Genomic DNA, 26,822 nt, shown 5'->3' on the forward strand with positions numbered 1-26,822 from the left:
GTCGCTTCGCCCGGACGGGCTCTGGGGTTTTAGAGCAGGATCGCTGCCACATGGGTTTCACAGCTATGAGAACGGAGACACGCCGGCAGGACAAAGTGTCTGTGCGGCGCATCGTGCTCGGCTTTACGGTCGCGCTCTGCCTGCTCATCCCGGTCTATGCCTCGGCCTTGCAGGACACGAGCCCTCAGGGTCCCGCAGTCGAGAACGAGGCGGAGTTCGCGGAGATCCGGGTCCGCCTTTCCGAAGGCCGGTCGGTGTTTCTGGAGAACCGAGGCCGCCCCTACAGAATCAACGGGACACTGACATTTGCCCGCAATGCCAGCCTTCGCGGTGCGATCGGAACGGTTTTGATCTCCGAGGGCGATGGTGCCGCGTTCGACGTGCCGCCCGGTGCGACGCATGTCGCGATCGAGAACATAACCTTTCGCCAGAACGGCCGGAGCCGGACCCTCGGCGCCGTTCGTGCCGGCAATTTTCGCCTGACAGGGGGAGGCGCGGTCGATGCTGGAACGTTGGTCTTCTCCAATGCCCGTAACGGGCGCGTCGAACGCGCTCGCTTCGAGAACGGGGTGGCCGCCAACGCGATCGCCATCACCAACGGTTCCTCCGGCATTGCCATCGAAGGCAACGAATTCGAACGCAATGCCGGCTTCGGCATCCAGATCGACAATGGTGCGAACGGCAACGATATCTCCAACAACTGGACGCGGGCGAACGGCATCGAGCTCGTCGGCATTCGCTACAACGCCTTCGGCAACGTGATCGCCTACAACAGGGCCGAAGGCACGGGTGACAACGGGATCTCCGTGACCGGCGACCGTAATGTCGTGCTTGGCAACCGCGTCTCCGGCAATGCGCTGAACGGGATTGCGATCTATGGCGACGAAAACACGGTTATGGGCAACGTCGCCATCGGCAACGGGCAGAACCTCAACCCGCAATCCCCGTTGCACAACCCGCAGGACACGAGCGTCTATGCCGGCATCCTCGCCAACGGCGCATTCGGGGGCGGCGGCCGAAACAATGTGATCGTCGGCAACATCATCGCGGACGACCAGACGCAACCGACGCAGTTGCGATGCGTCATGGTCGGGCAGGGCTATGGTCGATGGAAGGCCGCAACGGACTATACCGCGAGACGCTTCATCTATGCGGATGGCGAAATCTATCAGACGGAGAACGCTGGCACCTCCGGTACGCTCGCGCCCTCGGGCGAGGGCGTCGTCACGGACGGCCGGATCGCCTGGACGCATATCCGCACGCTTGCCGGAAACGGACGCCCCTCGGGCAACATGATCGCGAACAACCAGACGGCAGGCTGCGACCATGCTCCCGCGCGGGCGGAGACCTCCGGACAGCCATAGCTGCCGCGCCTGCGAGGTTGCGCCGGGCGGCATCATGATGGGGCTCTTTCACATTCAGCTTTTCAACGGGGGACGAGGACATGACATTTTCCGTTGCGAACGCCATGGGATTGTTGGGGGGATTGCCCGGCATGCACGAGACGAGGCGATGACACAGCCGCGCCGCCGCATCGTCGTCACGGGACGACACGGGCAGGTCGTCAGCGCGCTCCTCGATCGCGCAGCCGTCAACGCCGATCTCGATATCATTCCCCTCGGTCGGCCGGAGCTGGACCTGTCGGATAGCGGGTCGATCGGCCCGTCCGTGGCGGCAGCAAGGCCCGAGATCATCGTCTCTGCGGCGGCCTATACGTCCATCGAACAGGCCGAGGCCGACGAAGGGCTCGCAACCCTTGTCAATCAGACCTCTGCCGGGGTCCTCGGGCAGGTGGCGGCCGCACTTGGCGTCCCGATCATCCACCTCTCGACCGCCTGCGTCTTCGACGGTACGAGGTCGGGAGGCTATGCGGAGACAGACACCGTGGCGCCTCTCAGCGTCTACGGCCGATCCAAGCTCGGCGGCGAGCGGGCTATCGCATATGCGACCGCTGATCATGCAATCCTGCGCACCGCCTGGGTGTTCAGCCCTTTCGGCTCGAACTTCCTGAAGACGATGTTGCGGATTGCCGAGGGGCGCGACTGCGTCAATGTCATCGCCGACGAGTTCGGCACGCCCACTTCCGCCTTCGACATCGCCGACGCCATAGTGTCGGTCGCGCGGAACCTGCTGGCGAGCGACGAGCCGGGCCTGCGCGGCACGTTCCACATGAGCGGCAGCGGGCAAACGAGCTGGGCCGGCTTTGCTGAGGAGATCTTCCGAGCGTCCAGGGCGCGCGGAGGTCCGTTCGCCGCCGTCAACCCCATTCCCTCGTACACCTATTCGAGCGCCGTCGAGCGACCGGCGAATGCGGAACTCGACTGTCGCAAGCTGAAGGCCATGCACGGCGTCGCCATGCCGGGCTGGAGACCCGCGACGGAACGGGTGATCGAACGACTTTTCAACACGATGCAAGAGACAACGCCGATGAAGGAGAGGCATTCATGAAGGGTATTATTCTGGCAGGTGGCAGCGGTACGCGCCTGCATCCGATGACGCTGGTCACATCCAAGCAACTGATGCCGGTCTACGACAAGCCGATGATCTACTATCCGCTGTCGACGCTCATGCTGGCCGGTATCAAGGACATCCTGATCATCTCGACCCCGGTCGACCTGCCGAACTTTCGGCGCCTTCTCGGTGACGGCAGCAAGTGGGGACTGAAGCTCACCTATGCCGAGCAGCCGTCGCCGGGCGGCCTCGCGCAGGCCTATATTATCGGCGCCGACTTCATCGGCTCCAGCCCCTCCTGCCTCATCCTCGGCGACAACATCTTCTACGGTCACGGCATCGCCGACCTCTTCGCGCGCGCCAGGAGGCGCAAGGCGGGGGCGACCGTGTTCGCCTATTATGTCAACGATCCCGAACGCTACGGCGTGGTGGATTTCGATGCCGGCATGAAGGCCGTTTCCATAGAGGAGAAGCCTCTCGTTCCCCGATCGAACTGGGCCGTGACGGGCCTCTACTTCTATGACAGCAGCGTTGTGGAGATCGCGGCGAACCTCGAACCCTCGCCGCGCGGGGAACTGGAGATCACCGATGTCAATCGCGTCTATTTGGAACGCGGCCAGCTGAACGTGGAACTGATGGGGCGCGGCTATGCATGGCTCGACACCGGGACCCCGGACAGCCAGCTCGACGCTGGAGAATTCGTCGCCATTCTCGAGCGTCGTCAGGGCTTCAAGATCTCCTGCCCGGAGGAAATCGCTTTCCAGAAGGGCTTCATTTCGAGCGAACAGCTTCTTCAGCTGGCACGCGAACTCGGCAAAGGCGCATACGGGCAATATCTGTTGAAACAGGCCCTGCAACCTTCCAATGTTGTGCCGTTTCCGATTGCGAATTAGCCGGTCATACCCATCGTCAGGGATTGTGGTTTTCTCGGCGTTTCCCAGTGCGCATGACGACCATCCGCGACATTCGCGGATGGCGCCCCTAAGCTCGGCAGGAGACGCACCGACCCGACCCGCTCAGCGCTATCGTCGAGGGTCATGGCATGGTCTCGGGCCTCGTGGTCGAGCGGGTCTCCGACATGCTGACCATCTCCGCAAGCCTGTAGCCGACGCCGGTTTCGGTGAGAATGTATCGAGGCTGGTCGGGGCTTTCTTCTATCTTCTGCCGGAGCTGGCGGACGTAGACCCTTAGGTACTGGACATCGTTCATTTCGCCCCAAACCTTCTCGAGGATAAAGCGATGGGTCAGAACGCGGCCGGAATGCTGCACCAGCAGCCGCAGAATATCGTATTCCTTGGGCGTCATCTTCACCTCGCTTCCGCGAACCTTCACGATGCGTTTCACGAGATCGACCGAGAGGTCGCCCGCTTCGAAGACAGGGGCCTCGCCCTGGCTCTGAAAACGATGGCGCAGGGCCACGCGGATGCGCGCGACGAGTTCGTTCATCCCGAACGGTTTGGTGACGTAGTCGTCGGCACCTAGCTCGAGCGCCTGAACGATACCGGTTTCGTCCGTGCGGCTCGACAGGATGATGACGGGGAACGGGACGTTCTCCGAGCGCCATCGGGCCAAAAGTTCATGCCCGCTCATGTCGGGAAGACCGAGATCGAGCAGGACGAGATCGGGAACGTCCGATTGCGCCAGCGCGATGGCGGAACGGGCATTCGGCGCTCCGCTGATCGCAAATCCCTGCGACGACAGACCGACATCGAGCAGCTTACGGATCGGCGGCTCGTCGTCCACGACGAGGATCTTGACGGTGGCATGGGTCATGCTGTCGTTCCCTTCGATGCAGGCGCCTTCGGCAGTGAGATCTGGAACAAGGCACCCGCGTCGTCCAGTCTGTTCTCGGCCGTGATGCTGCCGCCCATCGCCTCTATGAACCCCCGGCAGATCGACAGGCCGAGCCCGGTGCCGGCTGTGACATGGTCGATCTTGCTGACACGGTAGAAGCTGTCAAAAATCCGCTCCAGATCGCCCGGCGGCACACCCGGCCCCTCGTCGGTGACGCGAAGGCGCACGAGACCGGCGTCGCCATCCGCCTCGATCCGTATCGTCGTGCCGTCCGGCGCGTATTTGGCGGCGTTGTCGATCAGGTTGAAGAGTACCTGTTCCAGCAGAACCGGGTCGACCTTGACCATGGGAAGATCGTCGGGGATCGCCGTCTCCACACGGTGGTCCGCCGTGATCTTTGCTGCGCGCGCGAGAGCCGAGCCGACGATGTCGCCGACGAAGTGCGGCGCGGTATTCAGCGTCATCGCGCCGGACCCGATGCGGGTCATGTCGAGCAGGTTCGCAATGAAACGGTTGAGCCGCTCCGACTCCTCGATCACCGTCGTCAACAGTTCGTCCTTGGCGTCTTCCGACAGACCGGCACCGAAGTCCTTGATCGTCCCGGCCGATCCGAGGATTGCGGCCAGCGGGGTCTTGAGATCATGTGAAATAGAGGTCAACAGCGCCGTTCTCAAACGGTCTGTTTCGGCGGCGAGCCGTGCCCTGTCGACGTCGGCCACGAGCTGGATACGCTCGATGGCGAGCGCTGCCTGGTCGGCAAGTGCATCGAACAGGCGCTGCTGATCGGAGTTGAGGAGCGGTCCCTGTCTGTCGTTGTCGAGGCCGACCACGCCGATGGCACCGCGGCCCGTGCGAAGGGGCAGATAAAGCCTCTTGGCGCCGGGCAGCGTATCGGCCGCGCGGCCTGCTGGCCGATCGTGCTCCCAGGCCCATCGTGCGGCCGCGATGTCGGCATCCACAAGCGTGTCGTCAGGCGGATAGCCGGCCCTCACGGCGATCGTGCCGTCCTCGGGCAGCAGGATGACGACGCGGACCTTCAGCATCGAGGCGATCTGATAGGCTGTTGCCCACAGGACGTCGTCGAGCGTGCCCGTCCCTGCGAGTTTCCGCGAGAACAGGTAAAGGTCCTCCGTGGTACGCGCGCGCTGTCGTGCCGCCGTCGCCTGCCTCTGAACGGCGGCCGCCAGATTGCTCGCCACGAGCGCGGTCCCGAGAAAGAAAAGCAAAGCGACGACGCTTTCGGGATCGCGGATCGTCAGCGTGTAACGAGGTTCCAGAAAGAAGAAGTTGAAGGCGAAGGCACCCAGGAAAGACGCAAAGAGACCAGGCCCGAGCCCGCCCCTGACGGCGGATGCGAGGACCCCCATCAGGAACACGAGCGCGAGGTTCTGCACGTTGAGGGCCTGGTCGAGCAGGATGCCGGTGACCACCGCAACCGACACGAAGGCCAGACTGAACACATAGTCTTTCGGCTTGATCCTGTTCGCTGCCTTGGCCGTGCGGACGCCCCTCGGCGCGACCTCTTCGCCGCCACCCGACATGACGTGCACGCTGATGGTACCAGAGTTGCGGATGAGGTCGTGGGTGATCGACCCGTCATACCATTCCCGCCAGCGAGGCCGGTCGGACTTGCCGACGATGAGGTGGTTGAAGTTGTTCGCGCCGGCATAGGCGATCAGTTCGCGGGAGACGTTCGAAGCGGGAAGCGTCACGGTGTCCGCCCCCAGTTGCTCGGCCAGCCGCATGCAGGCTGCCAGGCGGTCCTTGTCTGCGTCTGCAAGATAGGCCGAGCGGGAGGTTTCCATATGGATAACCGTCCAGGGCGCCCGCAGCCTGTCTGCCTGTCGGCGGGCATAGCGAACCAGCGTTGCCCCGTTGCGTCCGTGATCGAGGCAGACGAGGATGCGTTCGCCGGCGGCCCAGGGGCCCGAGATCGCGTGGGCCTGCATGTGATGGAGAAGCTGGTCGTCCACCCGTTGCGCCGTGCGTCTCAGCGCAAGTTCGCGCAGGGCCGTCAGGTTTCCCGGCGAGAAGTAGTTCTCGATGGCGCGCCGCGCGGTTTTGGGAACGTAGACCTTGCCGTCCTGCATCCGTTTGATGAGGTCCTGCGGCGTGATGTCGATGATCTCGATGTCATCGGCGCGATCGATAATGCTGTCCGGGACGGTCTCCCGCACCCGGATACGGGTGATCTGCGCGACGATGTCGTTGAGGCTCTCGACATGCTGGATGTTAAGCGTCGTATAGACGTCGATGCCATTCGCCAGCAGCTCCAGCACGTCGAGATACCGCTTTGGATGGCGGCTTCCGGGGGCGTTGGTGTGCGCCAGCTCGTCAACCAGCGCGAGGACCGGACGCCGTTCGAGGATGGCATCGATGTCCATCTCGTCCAGCAGCTGTCCTTTGTAGTCGATGGACGTCCGCGCGACGGTCTCCAGCCCGTGGACCAGCGCTTCCGTCTCTTTGCGCCCATGCGTTTCCACGATGCCGATGACGACATCGGTTCCGTCGGCGTGTCGGGCGCGGGCCGATATCAGCATCTCGTAGGTTTTGCCGACACCGGGTGCTGCGCCGAGGAAGATCTTCAGCTTGCCGCGGTCTTCCCGCTCGGCCCGGGCAAGGAGCGCCTCCGGGGACGGTCGCCGTTCCTGTCCGCCGTGCTTGTCGTTGGCCATCGTCCGCTCCGTGGTTTCCCGGCAACCCCCGGTCAGGGGCTGCCGGCTGTCTTTCAGTCTCAGGGCGCCGCGTCGTTGTCCAGCGCAAGGTTCATCTCCAGCACGTTCACCAACCTGTCCGGCGTGAGCACGCCGCCCGGCGAGAACGCGCTGCGATCGATGAGCTGGTTGACCCTGTCGACTGACACGTTGCGCGTCTGGGCGATGCGCTCGGCCTGATAGCGGGCGGCGCGCTCGGTGATATGGGGATCGAGACCCGCACCCGAAGCGGCGGCCAGTTCTGCAGGGAGGGGGTTCTCAGGCGTTGCTCCATAGGCGGCGATGGTTTCCTTCGCGCGGTCCGTTAGGTCCATGCTTGTCGGCGACTTGTTCGAGCCACCGGCGCCAGCCGCATTGTAACTCACGGCAGACGGACGCGGCCAGAAATACTGAGGCCGGGTAAAGGCCTGGGCAACCTGTCGGCTGCCGATGACCTTGCCGTCCGGCGTGGTGATCAGCGAACCGTCGGCGAGGTCAGGAGCGGCCGCCTGACCGACGGCCCAGACGACGCCGGTATAGCCGCCGACGCAGATGACCATGGTCGCAACGGTGATGCGGAGACTGGAGAGAAGGGTTTCCATGATGACGGTTCTCACTTCATGAACATGACGTGTTCGGCGATCGGGCCGAGCGTGGCGGCGGGGAAGAAGGTCAGCGCGCCGACGATGACGACGGTGACGGTCAGCATGCCGGCGAAGGTTCCGTTTTCCACCGACAGCGTTCCGCTGGACTCGGTTGCGCGACGCTTGGTGGAGAGCGAACCGACAATGGCGAGCGGCAGGATGATCGGGATGAAGCGGGCCAGCAGCATGACGATACCGGTGGCGATGTTCCAGGCGGCCGTGTTGTCGCCGAGCCCCTCGAAACCGGAGCCGTTATTGGCAGCTGCCGAGGAGAACTCGTAGAGGATTTCGCTGAAGCCGTGCGGGCCGATATTGTTGAGTGTCTCTGCACCCCATGGCGTCACCGCAAAGATCGCCGTGCCCACGAGAATGAAGAAGCCGTGGCTGAGCAGGCCCATCATGGCGAACTTCACTTCTTTCGCCTCGATGCGCCAGCCAAGAAATTCCGGTGTACGGCCGATCATCATGCCCGCGATGAAGACGGCGACGACGATGTAGAGAAACATGTTGATCATGCCGACTCCGACACCGCCGAAGTCTTCGTTCAGCCACATGCCGATCATCGGCATCAGGCCCGTCAGCGGGTTGAGGCTGTCATGCATGGCATTGACGGAGCCGTTGCTGGTCGAGGTGGTCACGACCGCCCAGACCGGACCTGCCGCCGCACCGAAGCGCAGTTCCTTGCCTTCGAGATTGCCGACGTCCTGCGTGATCGGCAGGGATGCGAAGGCGTGGGTCGGCGCGGCTTCAAAGCCGATCGCTCCGGTTATGCGGGTGCCCATGAGGATGAGCATCACCGTGAAGAGCACGGCTGCATGTTTCATGCGTCCGATGATGCGACCGAACATCCACACGCAGCCCATGGGAATGATGATGATCGAGATGGTCTGCAGAACGTTCGACCAAAAGGTCGGGTTCTCGAGCGGGTGGGTGCTGTTCGGCCCGAAGAAGCCGCCGCCATTGGTGCCGAGCTGCTTGATCGCGACGAAAGCCGCAACGGGCCCGCGCGCGATGGTCTGCTGCACGCCCTCCAGCGTGGTCGCGACCGCCGAGCCCTGGAATGTCATGGGCACGCCCGGGAAGAGCAGGAGAATGGCGACGATGAGAGCAAGCGGCAGGAGCACGAGGAACGTCGCGCGCTGCACATCGACGAAAAAATTGCCGAGCTTGCGCCCGGCAAGTCCGCGGGCCAGAGCGGCGAGCGCTGCAAGGCCGACGGCCGCCGAGACGAATTGAAGCCACATCAGCGCCGCCAGCTGCGACAGGTAGCTCATCGCCACCTCGCCCGAATAGTGCTGAAGGTTCGTATTGGCGACGAAGGAGCTTGTCGTGTTGAAGATCAGCGTGCCCTCGAGCGCTTGCCTGCCGTCGGGGTTGAGCGGCAGGTATTGCTGAAGCGCCAGAAGCGCGAAGCAGGCGACGAACATGACGACGTTGAAGCCGAGCAGGGAGAAGACGTAGCGCTTCCAGTCCTGCGTCTGCCGCGTTGCCGATCCGCCGATGGCCTGGAATGTCGAGGTGAAGAGGTTTGGTTTCCCCTGGCCGGCACCCGGGTCCATCGCCCAGGTGATGTAGCGGCCGAGCGGCCACGAGAGCAGCGCGGTGCCCCCGATGATCATGATTACGAAGAGGATTGCTTGTATCATCGTGATGTCTCCAGCATCAGGCCTGTGATCATGTCTGCGATCAGGCTTTGTCGAGGGCGGATGCCAAGGCGAAGAGAAGTCCGAAAAGGATCATGCCGAGGATGAAGGTGAGGATGGTCATGGTCTGCTCCGGTCATGCGAGGTTGAGGGCCGACACGATCATGTCGATGAGCTTGATGCCGACGAAGGGGACAACGAGACCGCCAAGCCCGTAGATCAGCAGGTTGCGACGCAGAAGCGGCCCTGCGCCGATTGGCTTGTAGGCAACGCCCTTTAGTGCCAGCGGAATGAGCGCGATGATGATCAGGGCGTTGAAGATGATCGCCGACAGGATCGCGCTTTGCGGCGTGGCGAGGCCCATGACGTTCAGGGCATCCAGCTGCGGATAGAGCGCGACGAACATCGCCGGGATGATCGCGAAGTATTTGGCCACGTCGTTTGCGATCGAGAAGGTGGTGAGCGATCCCCGCGTCATCAGCAGTTGCTTGCCGATCTCCACGATCTCGATGAGCTTGGTCGGGTCGCTGTCGAGATCCACCATGTTGCCCGCTTCGCGCGCGGCGACCGTGCCGGTGTTCATGGCGACGCCGACATCCGCCTGCGCCAGCGCCGGCGCGTCGTTGGTTCCGTCGCCGCACATGGCGACCAGCTTGCCCTTCGCCTGTTCGTCGCGGATCAGCTGCAGCTTGTTCTCCGGCGTCGCCTGCGCCAGAAAATCGTCCACGCCGGCTTCCGCGGCGATGGCTGCGGCCGTCATCGGGTTGTCGCCGGTGATCATGACGGTGCGGATGCCCATGCGGCGGAGCTCCGCGAACCGCTCGCGGATGCCGCCCTTCACGATGTCTTTCAGGTGGATGATGCCGAGCAGGTTCCCGTCCCGGGCAACGGCAAGCGGCGTTCCGCCAGCCTTCGAGATGGAATCCGCGATCGCCTGACCTTCCCGAGCGACGGCGTCCGCCGAAGCGTTGCCGCCGGACACGGCGTGATGTTGCAGGTATTTCAGAACGGAATCCACCGCGCCCTTGCGGATCGAGGTTCCCTCAAGGTCCACGCCGGACATGCGGCTCTGCGCGGTAAAGGGGACGAATGTCGCGTTGAGGTCCTTCATGTCCCGCGCGCGGATCCCGTATTTCTCCTTCGCCAGCACGACGACGGATCGGCCCTCAGGCGTCTCGTCGGCCAGCGACGCGAGCTGCGATGCGTCGGCGAGATCCTGTTCCGTCACGCCGTTGACGGGGTGGAACTCGGTCGCCTGACGGTTGCCGAGCGTGATCGTTCCCGTCTTGTCGAGCAGCAGCGTATCGATGTCACCCGCTGCCTCCACCGCACGGCCGGACATGGCCAACACGTTGAAGCGCACCAGACGGTCCATGCCCGCAATGCCGATGGCGGAGAGAAGCGCGCCGATGGTGGTGGGGATGAGCGTGACGAACAGCGCCACGAGCACGACGATCGGTATGGAGCCGCCGGCATAGCTGGCAAAAGCCGGAATGGTCGCCGTCGCCATGACGAAGATAAGCGTCATCGCGGCAAGCAGGATGTTGAGTGCGATCTCGTTCGGCGTCTTCTGGCGCTCCGCACCCTCGACCAACGCGATCATGCGGTCGATGAAGGTGGAGCCGGCGGCTGCGGTGATGCGCACCTTGATCCAGTCGGATAGAACCTGCGTGCCGCCCGTGACGGCCGACCGGTCGCCGCCGGACTCGCGGATGACAGGCGCGGATTCGCCGGTGATCGCCGCTTCGTTGACGGAGGCGATGCCCTCGACGATTTCGCCATCGGAAGGAATGATGTCGCCTGCCTCCACCAGCACGATGTCGTTGACCTTGAGCGACGCGCCGGGGACATCCTTCCACGCGCGGCTGTCGGCGGAGATCAGGAGCTTCGCTTGTGTCTCCGAGCGCGTACGGCGGAGCGACTCGGCCTGTGCCTTGCCGCGCCCCTCGGCCACGGCTTCTGCGAAATTGGCAAAAAGGACAGTGAACCAGAGCCACAGTATGATCTGGAACGAGAAGCCCAGCCCTTCGGCGCCTGTCGCAAGGTCCTTGAGAAAAAGGACGGTGGTCAGCAGGGAGACGACGGCAACGACGAACATGACCGGGTTCTTGGCCAAGGTTCGCGGGTCGAGTTTCCGAAACGCGCCGCCAATGGCCGGCACGAGGATGCGGGCATCGAGAATGCTTGCGGATGTGGGTTTGCTCATGAGAGACCCCGAAAGATGGTTGGGTGGGAAGGTTGGATCAATGGGACGCGGAAAAGAGGGAGGCCGCTTTCGCCAGCGCGACGACGGCGCCCAGAAGGAGAACCATGCCGACGACGACGTTCGATCCGCGGCAAGACACGCGAGGGTCGATGCGCGGAAAAACCGCATTTTTTAGAAAGCGAAGCAGGGTCTCCACGGGGCTCTAGAAGCGCTCCGGCCGCCAGAGTGCGTAGGCGAGGTAGGCCGTGACGAAGACGGTCACGCCGCCGCTGAGGATATAGTCGAATGTCATGTCGCACCCATCTTTCGTGTCGCAACCTTGCACGGCGGGATCGCCGAAGCCGACCTGATTGTGCGACCGATCTGCGTATGAATTCGAGATGGAAGAAAGGGAGAAGATATAAGGATTCTATGTGAACTCTCGTCCGGGAGAAGTCGCGGACACGATATTCAGACACTCGCTGGCCGGTACGGAGCCGTCATGACGGTCCCTCATGTCGCGATGACGAGACGTGGGATCGTGTTGCCATGACCGCTTGAACGGAGCCTGTCGGCTGACATTCCCTTTCTAACGGGACATGCTTGCATTCCGGCTTCGCATACCCAAATACCTGTTGCGGACCGGGCCCCTCTGATCAAGGCAATTGCCTTTATGATGTCGGACCGCATCGAGCGTGCTCGGTGCGATCTTATGGCCCATTCGTAAGCTCCCCAGCCGTGTTCGATGTCTTGAACCTGACGCAAGATGCGTCAATTTGGAGAGTGTTTTTATGTGTAACGTCTCACGCCGCCTTTTCCTGACCGGGACCGCTGCCTCCGCCGCCGTGGCGCTGCCGGCTGTACTTCATGCCGAGGAGGTTGGCACGGCTGCCGTGCCCTTGGCGCCTGCACCCGTCAAGGATGGAAAGTCTACGTTGACGCCGGATGAAGCACTGGATCTTCTGAAGGCGGGCAACGAGGCGTTCCTGCGAAACGAACTGGTGTACCCGAACCGGACCGAGACGCGTCGGCTGGAACTCGCCAAGGGGCAGGCGCCCTTCTGCGCCTATGTTTCCTGCTCCGACAGCCGCGTTCCTCCCGAACTGCTGTTCGGACGAGGCTTGGGAGAGCTGTTCATCATCCGCAACGCCGGCAATACGGTCGATACCGTCGCGATGGGATCGATCGAGTATGCCGTTGCCGAACTCGGCGTGCCTCTCATCGTCGTCATGGGACACGAGAGCTGCGGTGCCGTGAAAGCGGCAATGGCCGTCGTGGAAAGCAATGCTCGCTTTCCCGGGCAGATCGACAATATGATCGAGCCCATCATTCCAGCCGTTCTTGAAGCCCGTGGGCAGACGGGCGACCCGACGGAAAACGCTGTGCGTCAGAACGTTCGCCGTGTCGTGCGCACCTTGCGGGAGGAAAGCGACCCGCTGCTGCTGACGCCCTTGTCCGATGGCCGGGTCAAGGTCGTCGGCGCGTACTATCGGCTTGACACCGGCGTCGTTGAATTCTTCGACCAGGCATGAGGTAAGCAAAGAGCACCGACTGGGTTGACGTCAACAAACCGAAGACGTCAACGGGTCGGTCTCTCCTCATTCGTCCAGCGCGGCCATGAAGCTGATGTCGTCTCCGCTTGGCGGCGGAGAGACCCGTTGCCAATCTGCTTGCGGACTGCGCTCGCATGCATGGCTCTGGCCGTCATTGCCTCAGCCATCGGAGGATGGTTGCCGAAAGCAACGCTTCCATGGGGGAATAGAAGAGGGGCAGATCGGTTGTATCCTCGTTCTCCCGGCCTTCGCTTTGCTCGTGTGGTTACCCGTCAATTTCGGACATATGCTTCGAACTTTACCAAACCGAAAGACCCGTGACCCATAGTGTCAGCAATATCTAAAGCAAACTCGTGTGGGTCATTGTGAAAAATCTGAGCGTATCGCGAAAGCTCTTCGTCTGCTTCAGTAGTATTGTCCTCGTCGTATCGCTTTTCTGCGGACTGGCCTTCTGGTCACTGACCGAAATCAAGAGGGCAACGGCGGAGAACCACGAGACACAGAGCGTGCTGAAGCTCGCGTCCGACATCCTTGCGACGCTCGTCGAGCAGCAGAATGCGATGCGCGGATACGTGGCGAGCACGAATGGTGACTTCCTCGATCGGGTCAAGAAATACGGGGATGCCGTCGGTCCTCTTCTTCAGGAGCTGCAAGACAGGGCTTCCATTGGCGGCTATGCGGAGATCGTCAGGCCGCTGCCGGAAGCCGTGGCGACGTTCAACCGCGAGATCGAGAGCGCGCTTTCCCTAGCGAAGGACACCTCGACCCTGCAGAGCATGCGGGAAGGCATTGCCAAGACCGCTCGATTGACCAGGATCCGCGAGGTCCTGAAGGGTCTGACGGACCAGGAGCAGGCCGCCTCGCTCGCCCGCAATGAGGCGCTTAGCGCTTCCTTCGCCGTAGGCATGCTGACGCTTCTTGTCGGAGGCCTTTTGACCGTCCTCATCTCGTTCATCGTCGGCATGGTTCTGGCGCGTGGCCTCGGTCGTCCGATCGTCGAGATGACGGACATCATGCGCCAGTTGGCCGGCGGCAAGATCGACCTGACGGTGCCAGCGCAGGATCGCCGTGACGAGATCGGCGCGATGGCGAAGGCCGTCGATGTTTTCAGGGCGAATGCGGCTGCGAATGCACGTCTTGAGGACGAGGCCGAAGCGCAGCGTACAGAGACCGAGCGGAACCGGCTCCGGCTCGCCGATGAGGAGAAGCGGCGGGCTGCCGAGATGAGCTACGCCACGTCCGGTCTTGCTCGCGCACTCGATCGATTGGCGCAAGGTGACCTGACGACATCTCTCGATGAACCTTTCGCACCGGAATTCGAGACGATCCGGACGGACTTCAACAAAGCGGTCGCGCAACTTGGCCAGACACTGAGCGCCGTCTCTCAGGCGACGGCTGCCATGGACAATGGCACCCGCGAGATCAGCGAAAGCACGAACGATCTCTCGAGACGAACGGAGCAGCAGGCCGCCTCGCTAGAGGAAACGGCAGCAGCCCTCGATCAGATCACCGTCAACGTTGCCAATGCTTCCAAGCGCAGCGAAGAGGCGAGAAGTGCGGCTGCAAGCGCGACAGTCAGCGCAGAGCAGTCCGGCCAAGTCGTTGCCAGCACCGTGCAGGCCATGGAGCGGATCGAGAAATCCTCTTCGGAAATCTCGAACATTATCGGCGTGATCGATGAGATCGCGTTCCAGACCAACCTTCTGGCGCTGAATGCCGGCGTCGAAGCTGCGCGCGCCGGCGAGGCCGGCAAGGGATTTGCCGTGGTTGCCCAGGAAGTTCGCGAACTGGCACAGCGATCGGCAAAGGCCGCCAAAGAGATCAAGGATCTCATCAGGGCATCCACGGTCGACGTTGCCAACGGCGTGAAACTTGTCAGCGAGACGGGCACGGCGCTGAGAACGATCGAGGGTTATATCGTCAGTGTGAACCAGCATATGAACGCGATCGCGACGTCGGCGCGGGAACAGGCTGCCGGTCTGGCGGAAGTGAACACGGCGGTGAACCAGATGGATCAGGTGACACAGCAGAACGCGGCCATGGTGGAGGTAAGCAGTGCTGCCGGTGCGGCGCTGGCTTCAGAGAGCGCCAAGCTTCGCCAGCTGATCGAGCGATTTGAGCTGCGGACTGGAGCACCGATGTCCGTGGTGTCCGGCCGGGTCGCATCGACACCTGTTTCGACCCTGAAGGCGGCACCTGTGCGCCGAAGCATGTCGGCCGCATCTCACGGAAACGCAGCGTTGAAGGACAGTTGGGAAGAGTTCTAAACCCGGACGCCAAGCCGGTTTACACGGTGCGCCGATCGGCATTGCAGCGTCATGCGGGTTTCATGTCCGGGCGATAGACATTGCTGTTTATCGGCCTGCGACAGGAGACCTGCACAATGCAGAGATATTTCTTCAACATCCGCGAAAACGGCGTTCTCCAACAGGATGACGAAGGCGTACTCTGCGTCGATGCCGATCAGGCCTGTCATGGCGCGAGCGCGGCCATGCGCGATTTTGCCCGCGATACCGCCGTTGTCGTTGGCGATTGGCCTGTTTCCCTGCTCGTTACCGACGAGCAAGGCACCGTGATCGCCACGATATCGACAGACGATTGCCGCGAGACGCCGGTCGATTGCAAACATCTTTCGTTCTGCCAATGAGGTACACCTGACCGGTCCAACCGGCTGAACGCGTGCGCTTTCGCGCTCTCCCGAGGGTAACCGGCACGTCGCCAGATCCGCGGCAGAGCCGGCGGGGAGGCGCCTGTAGCGCAAGTGTCATGATTGAAGGGTAAGCTTGAAATGACCCCTCAATCGGACATCGAGACCAATCCTCATGGCGACACGACGAATTTCTGCCGTTGCACTGCTGTGCATTCCCTCGTTTCTTATCCAGTTGATGGCGTTTTCGCCAATGGCAGCGGCATCGCCGCTCACGACAGGCGCGGTTTGCACAGGCGCATCGCCATCGTGCAACCGCTGCATTTCCAACGTGGCGGACGCCGTCAACACCTTGCGGGATCATGGCGACCCCATGGGGTTCAGCGTTACCGGCGACCCCGTCGGCAATGCGGCGTCCTACCACCACTGGCAGGGGCTGCAGCGCCTGTCGGGCAACGGCGAGAACTACCTCGTCATCTCCAGATCCGACAACGGCCGGGGAACGGTGCCGTTTTCGCTCGTGCGCATGACGCAGCCGCGTAGCGTTGCCGAGCGCTGGCGGTCGAATCGGCTTTCCGCCAGCCCGTACCCGGCCACGGCGCCGACGAATGCCCAGATGGTCGGCGACCAGCCGATGCCGGCCTACCTTTCCAATTATGCGCATTCGGGCGGGCTGCAGTCGAGCGGCAACATCCTTGCCGTCGCGCTCGACGGATCGCTAAGCGGCGGCATGGGACAGGTGCTGTTCTACGACATGTCCGACCTTGCCAACATCACGCTTCTCCCGCCGCGCATCACGACGATGACGGGGGAGGCGGGCTCCGTGTCGTTGACGCAGCTCGGGGACGGAACCTTCCTTGCAGCCACAGCCCGCAACGCAGCCAATACGCTCGAATTCTACCGATCGACGGCGAGCGACCTCGGCCAGTCGGGAACGACATTTTCACTCGTCGGCACCTGGAACGAAAGCGCCTTGCAGACGACCATCGGCGACAGCGAATTCGGCGATTACCAGTCCCTGCACTTCATCACGCAGTGCGACGGCAGTCTTTTCCTCGCAGGCACCCACATGAACACCTCCGTCGTCGTCGGCATCGGAGAGGACTGGCTCGACCTCTTCCGCGTCACCGATGCCAACGGTCAGATCGTGCTGACGAAGGTTGCCAAGAAGCATCTCTATTGCGGCTATCCGTCGCCGAACTATGGAACGGGTGCCAATACGCAATGCAACATGGATGCCGCGGGCGGCGTGTTCGTCGATGCCACGGGCCAGCTCCTCGTCTACGCCTCCGAACACGACAATAGCGGGCCTGGCAACAGCGTGAAGATGATGGAATTCCGCTCGATCTTCCCGGTTCCGCAGCAGAAATGCCTGACCGATATCCAGTATGCCTGGGCCGAACTCTATGACGACTCCGACTTCAGCGATCGCGGGCTGATGATCGATTACGCCGACTACGCTCTCCGACGGTACGACAACCTCAAGAACGTCGAGGGCTTCGGAGACAAGACGTCGGCCGTGCGCTGGTGCATTCCCGCGGGCTGGCGCGTCAGGCTCTACGACGATGACGGTTTCCGCGACCGCTACAAGGAATTTACCGGCACTGGAGAGCAGAACCTGAACGCGGTCGGGTTCAACGACAAGACGTCCTCCGTGCGGTTCGTCTACGTCGGGAACTGATGCAGGGCGGGTCCGGTGCCGGCTTCGCATCGGGCCCCGCTCATCGCAGCCCTGAAACGTCATCAAAGTGTTACGGAACGACCATATCGTGCACAGCTGTGCAGAGGATCACGTCAGTGCCGAAAACATTTCTCCAGATCGATAATATCAGCGTCAGCTACGGAGCGAACCGTATCCTCGACGGTATCGATCTGCATATCGCCAAGGGTGAATTCGTCGCTCTCCTCGGCTCGTCCGGTTGCGGCAAGACCACGCTGCTGCGGACGATCGCCGGCTTCGCCCAGCCTGATGCCGGCGCCATTCGCGTGGGATCGCGCGATGTCACGACGTTCCCACCGGACAAGCGCGGCATGGCCCTGGTCTTCCAGTCCTACGCGCTCTGGCCGCATATGACGGTTGCCCAGAATATTGGCTATGGTTTGAAGCTGCGCCGTCGCTCTGCCGCCGACATTGCCGGCACCGTTACCGAGATGGAACGCCTGCTTGGCCTGACGGGCCTGTCTGCGCGCAAGCCTGCCGAGCTTTCCGGCGGGCAGCGCCAGCGCGTGGCGCTCGGTCGGGCGCTCGCGATCAACCCCGAGATCCTGCTTCTCGACGAGCCGATGTCGAATCTCGATGCGCGGATCCGCCTTCAGGTTCGCCACGAAATCCGCGCCTTGCAGCAGAAGCTCGGCATCACCACGGTCCATGTCACGCACGACCGGGAAGAAGCGATGGTCATGGCGGACCGCATCGTCATTCTGAACGCCGGGCGCATTGCGCAGGAGGGTCGGCCGGAAGCCGTCTACAATCGCCCGCAGACGGCCTTCGTCGCGACCTTCATGGGCGCGGAGAACCAGCTGATTCTGCCGGGCGGCGCTGATGGCGAGACCATCGCCATAGCCGCCGGCGCGTCGAATGCAGCCTGCCGCGTGCCGAGAGATGGACGCATGCTGTCCACAGGCCATCTCGAGGTGCGGTTCCGGGCGGAGGCCGCCACGCTCGAGGAGCGCTCGCTGGCGGCTGTTCCCAACGGCGAAGGCCTCGTGCTCGCCGGCGATATCGTCGATGTCAGCTACCCCGGCGGCCTCTGGCGCCACACCGTGCGTGTCGGGAGACAGATGATCCAGGTCGATGCACCGCGTGCCTGCGCGCCCGGCACCGTCGTTCACGTCACCGTCGCACCGGACAACCTCTTCCTTTTCGACGCGCCGGCCGGAACCATCCCGGCCGCGCTCCCTCATCCCGCAACGGCCCTGAACGAGGCTCGCGTGCTGGAAGCATCGCCGAATTAACCGACCCTTCACCGGAGCATTTCCATGAAAACGATCCTCAAGGCCGCCCTGCTCGTCAGCTTGGCAGCACCATCGGCCTCGGCCGCAGAACTCACCGTCATGACGGCCGGCGACCAGAACATGGTCGACTACGTCAACGAATATCTCGGGCCGCTGTTCGAAGAGCAGAACCCTGGCAACACGGTGCGCGTGGTCGGCACGGGCCCGGGCGACGCGGGCTCGCAGAAGATCGTCGAGCGTTTCGAGGCACAGTCCAAGGCCGGCACCGCCACATGGGATGCCGATGTCGCCGTGGTGCATGAGAAGTTCACCGGCCCGATGGTCAAGGCCGGCTATCTCGAATCCTACCGCTCCAAGATCGACACCGGCGCACTCGTCACGCGGGCGAATGCCGACATGGCGCTCGGCAGCGATGTCAGCGGCTACGTCATGCCCATGTACAACAGCCAGGCAGCGCTCGCCTACAATCCGGCCCTCGTCGAAAACCCGCCGAAGAGCTATCCGGAGATCGTCTCCTGGGCCAAGGAACATCCCAAGATGTTCGGTTATAACGGTATCAAGGGCGGCGCCTCCGGCGTCAGCTTCGTCATGGGCTGGATCTATGCCTTCGGCGAGGGCGATTCGAAGAACCTCATGACCGGCCCGTTCGAGGAGAGCGAGACGCAGAAGTGGGGCCCGGCGCTGGCCAGCCTCAAGGACTTCACCAAGAACGCGACATTGACGCCCGGCAATGCCGGCACGCTGGACCTGCTCAGCCGTGGCGAAATCGCCATGGGTCCCGTCTGGGTCGACATGTTCTATTCCTGGCAGGCCAACGGCCAGCTGCCGCCGGACTTCAAGCTCGTGCTGCCGGCGCCCGGCATGCCCGGCCAGCCGATGCATTACGTGATCCCGGCAAAGAGCGCGAACGTGACGCTTGCCGAGAAGTTCGTGCAGCTCGCGACAAGCCCCAAGGTTCAGGCCGACGGCATCGTCACGCGCTTCAACTGGTATCCCGGCATCGACGCGAAATACGTGCAGGCCGAACTCGACAAGAAGACCTGGGACAAGCTCTTCACCGACATCTCGCCCGAGGACATCGCCAACAAGGGCAAGCCGTTCCCGATCGCGCCCTACAACAACGCGATTTTGGAAGCCTACGAGAAGCAGGTCAGCAACTGATCCTGCGCCGTTTCTGAACGCAAAGAGACGGGAGACGGCCAGAGCCGGCTCCTTCTCCCTCGATGTCCCTATCTCCCATGCCCTGGTTACCATGTCCCACCGACCTTTGAGCCTGCTTCTCGTCGCGCCGGCGCTCGCCGTCATCCTGCTGCTCTTCGTCGTGCCGCTGGTGGCGTCGGTGGTCGGTGCCTTCGAGGTCGGTGACGGTTTCGGGTTCGGCAATTTCGTCAAAGCCACCGAGCTCTATACGCAGGACGCCATCTTCACGGTGGTGATCGTCAGCCTGTCGACCGTGCTCATCGGGCTCTTCTCCATCGCGATTGCAGGATATCTCACCCTTGGGGAAAACCCACGGACGGTGGCGATCCTTCGCTGGCTCTATCGCTGGCCGATGTTCATTCCGTTCATCGTCACAGGTCAGGTCCTGCGCACGTTTCTTGCCAAGAATGGCCTGTTCAACAACGTCCTCATCAGCCTTGGCATTCTCACACCGCTCCAGGCCGAAAGCTTCCTCGATTGGCGCGGCATCGTCATCGCTTTCGTCTGGAAGCAGACGCCGTTCGTCACGTTGCTGCTCGCCGGCGCCATGGCTTCGCTCGATCGCTCGACCATCGAGGCCGCGCACAATCTCGGCGCGTCACGGCTTCGGATCCTGTTCGAGATCGTCGTGCCGCAGGTAGCGACCACGCTGCTCGTTGGACTGATCCTGTCCTTCGTCACGATGATGTCGGTGCTCTCGGTGCCACTGATGATCAACGCGCAATCCCCCACCATGCTGACGACGGATATCGCGTTCCGCATCAATGCCTATGGCGATTACGGGGTTGCGAACGCGCTCGGCCTCGTTTCGCTGCTCATCACATCGGTCGTCGCCTGGATCTATCTTCGTCATGGCGTGAGGAAAAGTCTGTGAGCACCACCGCGAAAGCCCTGTCGTCACCACGCTCCGCACCGAGGCGCCTGCCGAAGATCGATCTCTGGTGGCTGCCGCGCGCGCTTGTGCTGGGCCTGCTCGCCTTCGTGATCTTCGGTCCTTTGACCAACCTCGTCCTGTGGACAGTTGCAGAACGCTGGTATTTCCCGAACGCTCTGCCGATGCGCTACGGCTTCAGTTTTTGGGCCCGGGTATTCTCGCCCCGCGGCAATGCCATGGAAGCGCTTGGCAACAGCGTGCTCGTCGCCATGCTGACGGTGATCCTGGCGCTGGCGCTGGCCATTCCCGCAGGCTTTGCACTCGCCCGTCTCAAGCTGCCGTTTCGGGGTCTCATCCTGCTCGCGTTCCTTCTGCCGCAGGCCTTTCCAAACCTGCCGGTCTACGTCAACATCGCCCGCGTCTTCTACCAGCTCGGCCTCAACGGAACCATTCTCGGCGTCGTTCTCGTCCACATGACGCACGGGCTGGTCTTTGCCGTGTGGATCGCGACGGCCGCGTTTTCCGCTGTCGACGTCGAGCTGGAACAGGCCGCCCGTTCGGTCGGCGCGTCCGCCATCCGCACGTTCCGCGACATCACCCTACCGCTCGCCATGCCGGGGCTGATGGCAAGCGCGATCTTCGTCTTTCTGGAATCGCTCGACGAATTCACCGGCAGCTATTTCGTCGGCGCACCCGACATCAACATGCTGCCTTTGCTGCTCTACACCGCGAGCGGCGGTGGCAACTACCAGATCGCTTCCATCACGGCGCTCGTTCTGCTCGTGCCCTCGATCGGCTTCATGCTGGTGGTCGAGCGCTTCCTGAAGTCCGACGTGCTGTCGAAGGTGGGGCACTGATCCCATGCGCCCGTCCAAGCCGTCGCAGACACAGGACTTTGTCAGTGCCCAGCATGTGGCAAAGCTTGCCGGCGTCTCGCGGTCGGCCGTGTCGCGCGCATTCACCCCAGGGGCAAGCATCGCAGAAGAGACGCGGCGCAAGGTGATGGCGGCGGCGGAGACGCTGGGATATCAGGTCAACGACCTCGCTCGCGGCCTGCTTGCCAACAAAAGCCGCCTCGTCGGACTGGTGGCGACCAAGCCGGAACTCGGCTTCCGCACCCATCTTGCCGCCGCCCTGACCAAGGCGCTGATCGCCCGCGGCAGCATCCCCCTGATGATCAACACCGGGCAGACCGATGCGGAACTGCTGGCCGCCCAGCGCGCTTTGTTCGGCCATCGGGCGGAGGCGACGATCATCCTCTCGGGCTCCCCGCCCGCGTCCTTCGTCGATCTCGCGCGCCGTAACGGCCAGCCGCTGGTGGTCATCGGCCGCTCCGAGCCCGATGCTGATCATGTCGAGATCGACAACGGGTCCGCAGCACGGCAGGCGGCGGCGCTCTTCGTCGCTCGCGGGTTTACGCGTCTCGGCCTTGCCGGCTCGCGATCGGCCACGCCCAGCGTCGTCGAACGGGAAAACGCCTTCTGCGCGGAAGCCCGGCGTCTTGGCGCGCATGTTCTGGCGGTGCGTGGTGGCGACTCCGATTACGCAGGCGGGCGGGATGCCGGTCGCCAGCTTCTGGACGCACCGGAAAGACCACAGGGCATCTTCTGTATCAACGACCTTCTCGCCCTCGGCGTCATCGACCACGCCCAGCGGGAAGCCGGGCTTCATGTCCCTCAAGACCTCTCCGTCATCGGCTTCGACGATCTGCCAGAAGCCGGCTGGCTCAGCTATGGCCTGACAACCTTCCGGCAGGACCCGACCGAGATGGCCGACACTGCGGTGGCGCTCATCGACCGTCGCCAGTCCGAGCCACACCACCCGCCAGTCCGCGTCCGGATCGCAGCACCGCTTGTCGTTCGCCACAGTTTCGTCCCACATACCTCGTTTCCAAGCGAGAACGAGCAGGACAGCGTCCGTTGAATGTCCTGATCTTCCCCGTTTCGTGCAGCCGCGGCGACGATCCTGAAAGCGGGTCGGCGGGCCGCCGTTTTGGACTGGCCAGCGGCCGTGATAACGGGTTGTTGAAATCGAAAATACTACCTTTACGGGCATTAAGGTGCGGTCTCGATCGAAACCGAAGGTATCCATAAAAATCGTCCCGGGATCATCCACGGCAACGGCGACCTGACGTAACGTTCACTCTGCCTTAAACAGTTTCACCCTATAAATCGGGTGCCTGAAATCAAATGTTCGACGTGATGTTTTGTTGGGACCGCATCTGTCATTCCCACCGAAGCGGACGAAGTCTGTGCGCCCGGGAACGTCGATCCCTCTCGGGACCAACGCGTTCGTGCCGATGGTAAGGCCTTCACGAAACCGCTTCCTCATGGAGCCTTGATGACGACCCGGATCTCCCTGCTTGCTCTTCTTTTAACGGCGGCCTCGACGCTTCTCCCCGTCTCCGCACGCGCGCTCGACGTGCCGAAAGGTGATGTTATTCTGACCGTCACGGGTCGGCTCGATCATCCCAATGCGGATGGCAAGGCTCAGTTCGACCTGCCGATGCTGGAGGCGCTGGCTGGACGTTCGGGCGAGATGGAAACACCCTGGACAGAGGGCAGGCTGACGTTTTCGGGTCCGCTCCTGCGTTCTGTTCTGACGGCTGCCGGGGCGCATGGCACCAAGGTCAAGCTGACGGCCCTGAACGACTATTCTGCCGAGCTGCCGATGGAAGATGCGACGGACCTCGACACGATGCTGGCCACACGAATGAACGGCGCGGTGATGTCAGTTCGGGACAAGGGACCGCTCTTTCTGATCTATCCGTTCGACGAGAAACCCGAGCTTATGAACGAGAAGTACTTCTCTCGGTCGGTCTGGCAGATCCGGGACATCGAGGTCACCGAGTGATCGACCTGGATCCGGGCAGCGGCGACATCATGCAGCGGGCGAGCAAGGCGACCGTCGTGCTGCAGATCTTTGCCGTCCTGCTCCTGGTCGCACTGGTCATCCTTTTCATCGATATTTCCCGGAAATACTCCGCTCTGCAGGATGGTATTCGCGAGAATGCCCTGTGGTCTGTCTATCAGCTGGATCGCGAGGCGCGACGGCTGCACGAAACGCTCCACGTGATGATCGTGGAGAAGGATTTTTCTGCTGCCCGCGTGAAGGCGCTGAGCACCCGCTACGACATTCTCTATTCCCGGATGAGCATCCTCGATAAGGCATCCTTCGATCAGAAATTCAGGGCGAACGCCACGATCGGCGGGCTGCTCACGGAGATCCGGCAGGGCGTTCTCGATCGGGAAGACGTCTTTAACGCCCTTGCGGCCGGTCGTCCTGTCTCTCCCGCCGTTCTCGAAGATGTCGTTCGCAGCTTCGACCTGCTCATCAAAGACACCGAACAGCTTTTGCTCTATTCCAATACCACCGTCAGCACCGGTCGCGCCGATGCGCGTGATGAAGTGCTCTGGTTGCAGGCGAAATCGGCAGGCCTCGTGATCCTTCTGGTGTGCTGCATGGTCTTCCTGATCGTCACGCTCCGGCGGCAGCTGAAGACAGTGCGGCTGGCAGGGCTGAGCCTCGAACGCGCAACGAGCCGGCTGAAAGACGCCTATCTCGATGCGGAGGCCGGCAATCGCGCGAAATCACAGTTCATGGCGACCATGGGTCATGAAATCCGCACGCCGCTGAATGCCATCCTCGGTACGGCGGAACTCCTGCAGCTTTCACCACTCCCACCCACGGTCGCCTCCGGCGTGCAGACGATCCGCCGTTCCGGCGAGTCACTCCTCGAACTGATCAACGAGATCCTCGACTTTGCGAAAATTGAGCATGGAACGCTGACCATCGAGGAGAGAGCCGTCGATGTCGCTGCCGTTGTTGCGGCCGCAGTCGATATCCTTCGCGATCGCGTCACCGAGCACGGCAACCGCTTCGTCCTGGAGATGCCGTCGGCGCTTCCGGCAGCGTTCATTGCCACGGATCCGACCCGCCTGAGGCAAGTTCTTCTCAATCTGTTGAGCAACGCGATCAAGTTCACGAGCGAAGGCGTCGTGACGCTCAGGGTCATTCCAGCCGTTTCGGCTGGACAGCCGGCTTTGCGATTTGAGATCAAGGACACGGGCATCGGTATCGACCAGGCGGGTCTCGAGCGTCTGTTCAGGCCGTTTTCGCAGGTGGATGCATCGATCAGCCGGAACTACGGCGGAACAGGGCTTGGCCTGACCATCTGCAAGCAGATCGTGGAAGCGATGAATGGCGCGATCGGCGTCGAAAGCCGGAAAGGCGAAGGCAGCACGTTCTGGTTCGAGATCCCGGCACCCGCCGCAGGACCTGCCCTCATCGATGCCCAGGCTCTCGCACGCGACACGCACGAAAGCCTGCCGTCGTTGCGCATTCTCCTCGTCGAGGACAATGCCGTCAACCAGCAGGTGGCTGCGGGTTTTCTCGCACATCTCGGCCAGACGGTCGTCATCGCAAGCAACGGGTTGGAGGCCGTGGAACGGGCAGGCGCGCAGCCGTTCGACCTGATCCTCATGGACATGCAGATGCCGAAGCTCGATGGCATCGAAGCGACACGCCGTATCCGCGCGTCCGCTGGGTTCTGCAGCCAGACGCCGATCATTGCCATGACGGCCAATGCGTCCGATGACGACAGGCTCTCCTGTCAGCAGGCCGGCATGACCGGCTTCCAGTCGAAGCCCGTGACGATGCGCCAGCTGCGATTGGTCATCGCCGCGGTCGACATGCCCGAGGACGTGCAGGCTCCCGCGGCGGCGCCATTGTGTGCGGACGATGCCTTCGAACTGCGGCGGACGGAAATCGTCGATGCTCTCGGGCCCGAGGCCTTCGATGAGCTGCTGGACAGCTTCTTCGATGATGCCACCAGCCTGCTTGCCGACCTGCATATGACGCTCGCCACGGAGGGCACCCGTGACGCAGATCGCCTCCTGCATACGCTGAAGGGCGCTGCAAGCAGCATGGGCTTGCAGAAGGTCGCCGATCACTCCGAAAACCTGCGGCAGGGCACGCTGTCGAAGACGCTTTTGAACGAACTCGAAATGACCGTCGCCGGATACCGGCGCCACATTGCCGCGTAGGAGACGAACGAGCATGCGCATCCTGCTGGTGGACGACAACCGGACCACCCTTTCCATTCTGACGCGCCTCGTCGAGCGTGTTCCCGATTGTATCGCCATTCCCTTTCTCAAGCCGGATGACGTTCTGGCCTGTGCTACCGAACTCGAATTCGATATTGCCGTCATCGACTTCCAGATGCCGGTCTATAGCGGCGTGGAGCTTCTCACCGAGCTCATCCGTTTCGAGCGTCATGCCGAGAAGCTGTTCGTGATCGTGACGGCCGACACCGATGCCGCGACGCGGATGGCGGCCCTCAATGCGGGCGCGATCGACTTCCTGACGAAGCCCGTCAACCCGTTGGAATTTCAGGCTCGCATGCGCAACCTGATGGCATTGGCAGATGCACGCAGGAAGCTTTCCGACAGGGCGGAATGGCTTCGCGCCGAGGTGGAAAGTGCCGTGGCGGAACTGCGCGCGCGAGAGGAGGAGATCATCGACCGGCTGACGATCGCCGCCGCGTACAAGGATCTCGACACCGCCCGCCATACACGACGTGTCGGCGCGTATTCCGAGGCCATTGCACGCGCTTATGGCCTGTCTTCACGCGCCTGCTCGGACATAAGGCTTGCATCCCCCATGCACGACATCGGCAAGGTGGCGATACCGGATGCCGTTCTCCTGAAAACGGGAAAGCTCACCGAAGATGAGTTCGTGATCATGCGAAAGCACACGGTTGTCGGCTGCGACATTCTGAAAGAATCCAAGTCCGGCCTGCTGCAGCTCGCCGCCGAAATTGCCGGCAGCCACCACGAGCGCTGGGACGGGCAGGGGTATCCTTACGGGATTGCCGGAGAGGCCATTCCCCTCTCCGGTCGCATCGTCGCGATTGCCGACAATTTCGACGCGCTGACGACGGCACGACCCTACAAGGAGGCCTGGACCGTCGAGCGGGCTGTCGAGCACATAAGACAGCAGGCCGGGGCGCAGTTCGATCCCCTCTGCGTTGCTGCTTTCGACGCAGCGCTCGCGACGATCCTGGCAATCCGGGACGAGGACCTCGCTGCGGCCCTGGCTGAGCTTCAGGTGGCGCCGTCGGTCGGATCCGGTTTCTTTCGGTCCGAACGCTCCTCAGAGCGTGAAGCATGAAACCCGGTCGTC

At 62.5% G+C, this 26,822-nt stretch carries 21 protein-coding genes; 15 read left to right on the top strand and 6 right to left on the bottom strand.

The window, feature by feature from the left end:
• Window positions 1-50: 50 nt before the first annotated feature.
• From G8E10_RS13545 to rfbA, 3 genes are all read left to right on the top strand, one after another.
• The gene (locus G8E10_RS13545; RefSeq protein ID WP_167129634.1) at window positions 51-1,364 is read left to right on the top strand and encodes a right-handed parallel beta-helix repeat-containing protein; all 1,314 of its coding nucleotides are present in this window, start codon (window positions 51-53) and stop codon (window positions 1,362-1,364) included.
• Window positions 1,365-1,512: 148 nt separating this feature from the next.
• Window positions 1,513-2,448 (top strand): dTDP-4-dehydrorhamnose reductase, encoded by a 936-nt coding sequence (gene rfbD, locus G8E10_RS13550; RefSeq protein WP_167129636.1) that lies wholly within the window; start codon window positions 1,513-1,515, stop codon window positions 2,446-2,448.
• On the top strand, window positions 2,445-3,344 hold the full coding sequence (rfbA, locus tag G8E10_RS13555; protein ID WP_110802073.1) for a glucose-1-phosphate thymidylyltransferase RfbA: 900 nt from the start codon (window positions 2,445-2,447) through the stop codon (window positions 3,342-3,344). The genes rfbD and rfbA overlap by 4 nt, the downstream gene beginning before the upstream one ends.
• 142 nt (window positions 3,345-3,486) lie before the next feature.
• On the opposite strand, the gene G8E10_RS13560 is transcribed toward rfbA, so the two are convergent.
• The 6 genes from G8E10_RS13560 to G8E10_RS13585 form a co-directional block, all read right to left on the bottom strand.
• Window positions 3,487-4,224: a response regulator transcription factor gene (locus G8E10_RS13560; protein ID WP_167129638.1), complete on the bottom strand. Its 738-nt coding sequence runs from the start codon at window positions 4,222-4,224 to the stop codon at window positions 3,487-3,489.
• Entirely contained in the window at window positions 4,221-6,920 is a 2,700-nt protein-coding gene (locus G8E10_RS13565; RefSeq protein ID WP_167129640.1) for a sensor histidine kinase, read from the bottom strand. The genes G8E10_RS13560 and G8E10_RS13565 overlap by 4 nt, the downstream gene beginning before the upstream one ends.
• A 59-nt stretch (window positions 6,921-6,979) precedes the next feature.
• Entirely contained in the window at window positions 6,980-7,540 is a 561-nt protein-coding gene (locus tag G8E10_RS13570; protein ID WP_132714150.1) for a potassium-transporting ATPase subunit C, read from the bottom strand.
• Between the two features lie 11 nt (window positions 7,541-7,551).
• Window positions 7,552-9,228 (bottom strand): potassium-transporting ATPase subunit KdpA, encoded by a 1,677-nt coding sequence (kdpA, locus tag G8E10_RS13575; protein WP_281517566.1) that lies wholly within the window; start codon window positions 9,226-9,228, stop codon window positions 7,552-7,554.
• Between the two features lie 133 nt (window positions 9,229-9,361).
• Window positions 9,362-11,431: a potassium-transporting ATPase subunit KdpB gene (gene kdpB / locus G8E10_RS13580; RefSeq protein ID WP_167129642.1), complete on the bottom strand. Its 2,070-nt coding sequence runs from the start codon at window positions 11,429-11,431 to the stop codon at window positions 9,362-9,364.
• 202 nt (window positions 11,432-11,633) lie between these two features.
• Entirely contained in the window at window positions 11,634-11,723 is a 90-nt protein-coding gene (locus G8E10_RS13585) for a potassium-transporting ATPase subunit F (RefSeq protein ID WP_092938237.1), read from the bottom strand.
• A 478-nt stretch (window positions 11,724-12,201) separates the two neighbouring features.
• On the opposite strand from G8E10_RS13585, the gene G8E10_RS13590 reads away from it, so the two are divergent.
• From G8E10_RS13590 to G8E10_RS13645, 12 genes are all read left to right on the top strand, one after another.
• A complete protein-coding gene (locus G8E10_RS13590; RefSeq protein WP_167129644.1) occupies window positions 12,202-12,942 on the top strand; it encodes a carbonic anhydrase in 741 nt (246 codons plus the stop codon).
• Between the two features lie 386 nt (window positions 12,943-13,328).
• Complete coding sequence (locus tag G8E10_RS13595) at window positions 13,329-15,230, top strand: methyl-accepting chemotaxis protein (protein WP_167129646.1); 1,902 nt, start codon at window positions 13,329-13,331, stop codon at window positions 15,228-15,230.
• Between the two features lie 80 nt (window positions 15,231-15,310).
• The gene (locus G8E10_RS13600) at window positions 15,311-15,610 is read left to right on the top strand and encodes a DUF6894 family protein (RefSeq protein ID WP_132664641.1); all 300 of its coding nucleotides are present in this window, start codon (window positions 15,311-15,313) and stop codon (window positions 15,608-15,610) included.
• A gap of 373 nt (window positions 15,611-15,983) precedes the next feature.
• On the top strand, window positions 15,984-17,291 hold the full coding sequence (locus tag G8E10_RS13605; protein WP_167129648.1) for a hypothetical protein: 1,308 nt from the start codon (window positions 15,984-15,986) through the stop codon (window positions 17,289-17,291).
• A 107-nt stretch (window positions 17,292-17,398) separates the two neighbouring features.
• Window positions 17,399-18,565, top strand: a complete 1,167-nt coding sequence (locus G8E10_RS13610) for an ABC transporter ATP-binding protein (RefSeq protein WP_425530841.1) — start codon at window positions 17,399-17,401, stop codon at window positions 18,563-18,565.
• A 24-nt stretch (window positions 18,566-18,589) separates the two neighbouring features.
• Entirely contained in the window at window positions 18,590-19,726 is a 1,137-nt protein-coding gene (locus tag G8E10_RS13615) for an ABC transporter substrate-binding protein (protein ID WP_167129652.1), read from the top strand.
• Window positions 19,727-19,817: 91 nt separating this feature from the next.
• Window positions 19,818-20,639, top strand: coding sequence for an ABC transporter permease (locus G8E10_RS13620; RefSeq protein ID WP_167129654.1), 822 nt, complete (start codon window positions 19,818-19,820; stop codon window positions 20,637-20,639).
• Between the two features lie 47 nt (window positions 20,640-20,686).
• A complete protein-coding gene (locus tag G8E10_RS13625) occupies window positions 20,687-21,496 on the top strand; it encodes an ABC transporter permease (protein ID WP_167129855.1) in 810 nt (269 codons plus the stop codon).
• 4 nt (window positions 21,497-21,500) lie between these two features.
• Entirely contained in the window at window positions 21,501-22,562 is a 1,062-nt protein-coding gene (locus G8E10_RS13630; protein WP_167129656.1) for a LacI family DNA-binding transcriptional regulator, read from the top strand.
• Window positions 22,563-22,979: 417 nt separating this feature from the next.
• Window positions 22,980-23,492: a putative pterin-binding protein gene (locus tag G8E10_RS13635; protein WP_132714418.1), complete on the top strand. Its 513-nt coding sequence runs from the start codon at window positions 22,980-22,982 to the stop codon at window positions 23,490-23,492.
• Window positions 23,489-25,684, top strand: a complete 2,196-nt coding sequence (locus G8E10_RS13640; RefSeq protein ID WP_167129658.1) for an ATP-binding protein — start codon at window positions 23,489-23,491, stop codon at window positions 25,682-25,684. Before G8E10_RS13635 ends, G8E10_RS13640 begins: the two co-directional genes overlap by 4 nt.
• A gap of 13 nt (window positions 25,685-25,697) precedes the next feature.
• Window positions 25,698-26,810, top strand: coding sequence for an HD domain-containing phosphohydrolase (locus G8E10_RS13645; protein ID WP_167129660.1), 1,113 nt, complete (start codon window positions 25,698-25,700; stop codon window positions 26,808-26,810).
• The last annotated feature ends 12 nt before the right edge of the window (window positions 26,811-26,822 follow it).

Origin of the sequence: Ferranicluibacter rubi (assembly GCF_011603255.1) — a bacterium.
Classification (GTDB): Bacteria; Pseudomonadota; Alphaproteobacteria; order Rhizobiales; family Rhizobiaceae; genus Ferranicluibacter; species Ferranicluibacter rubi.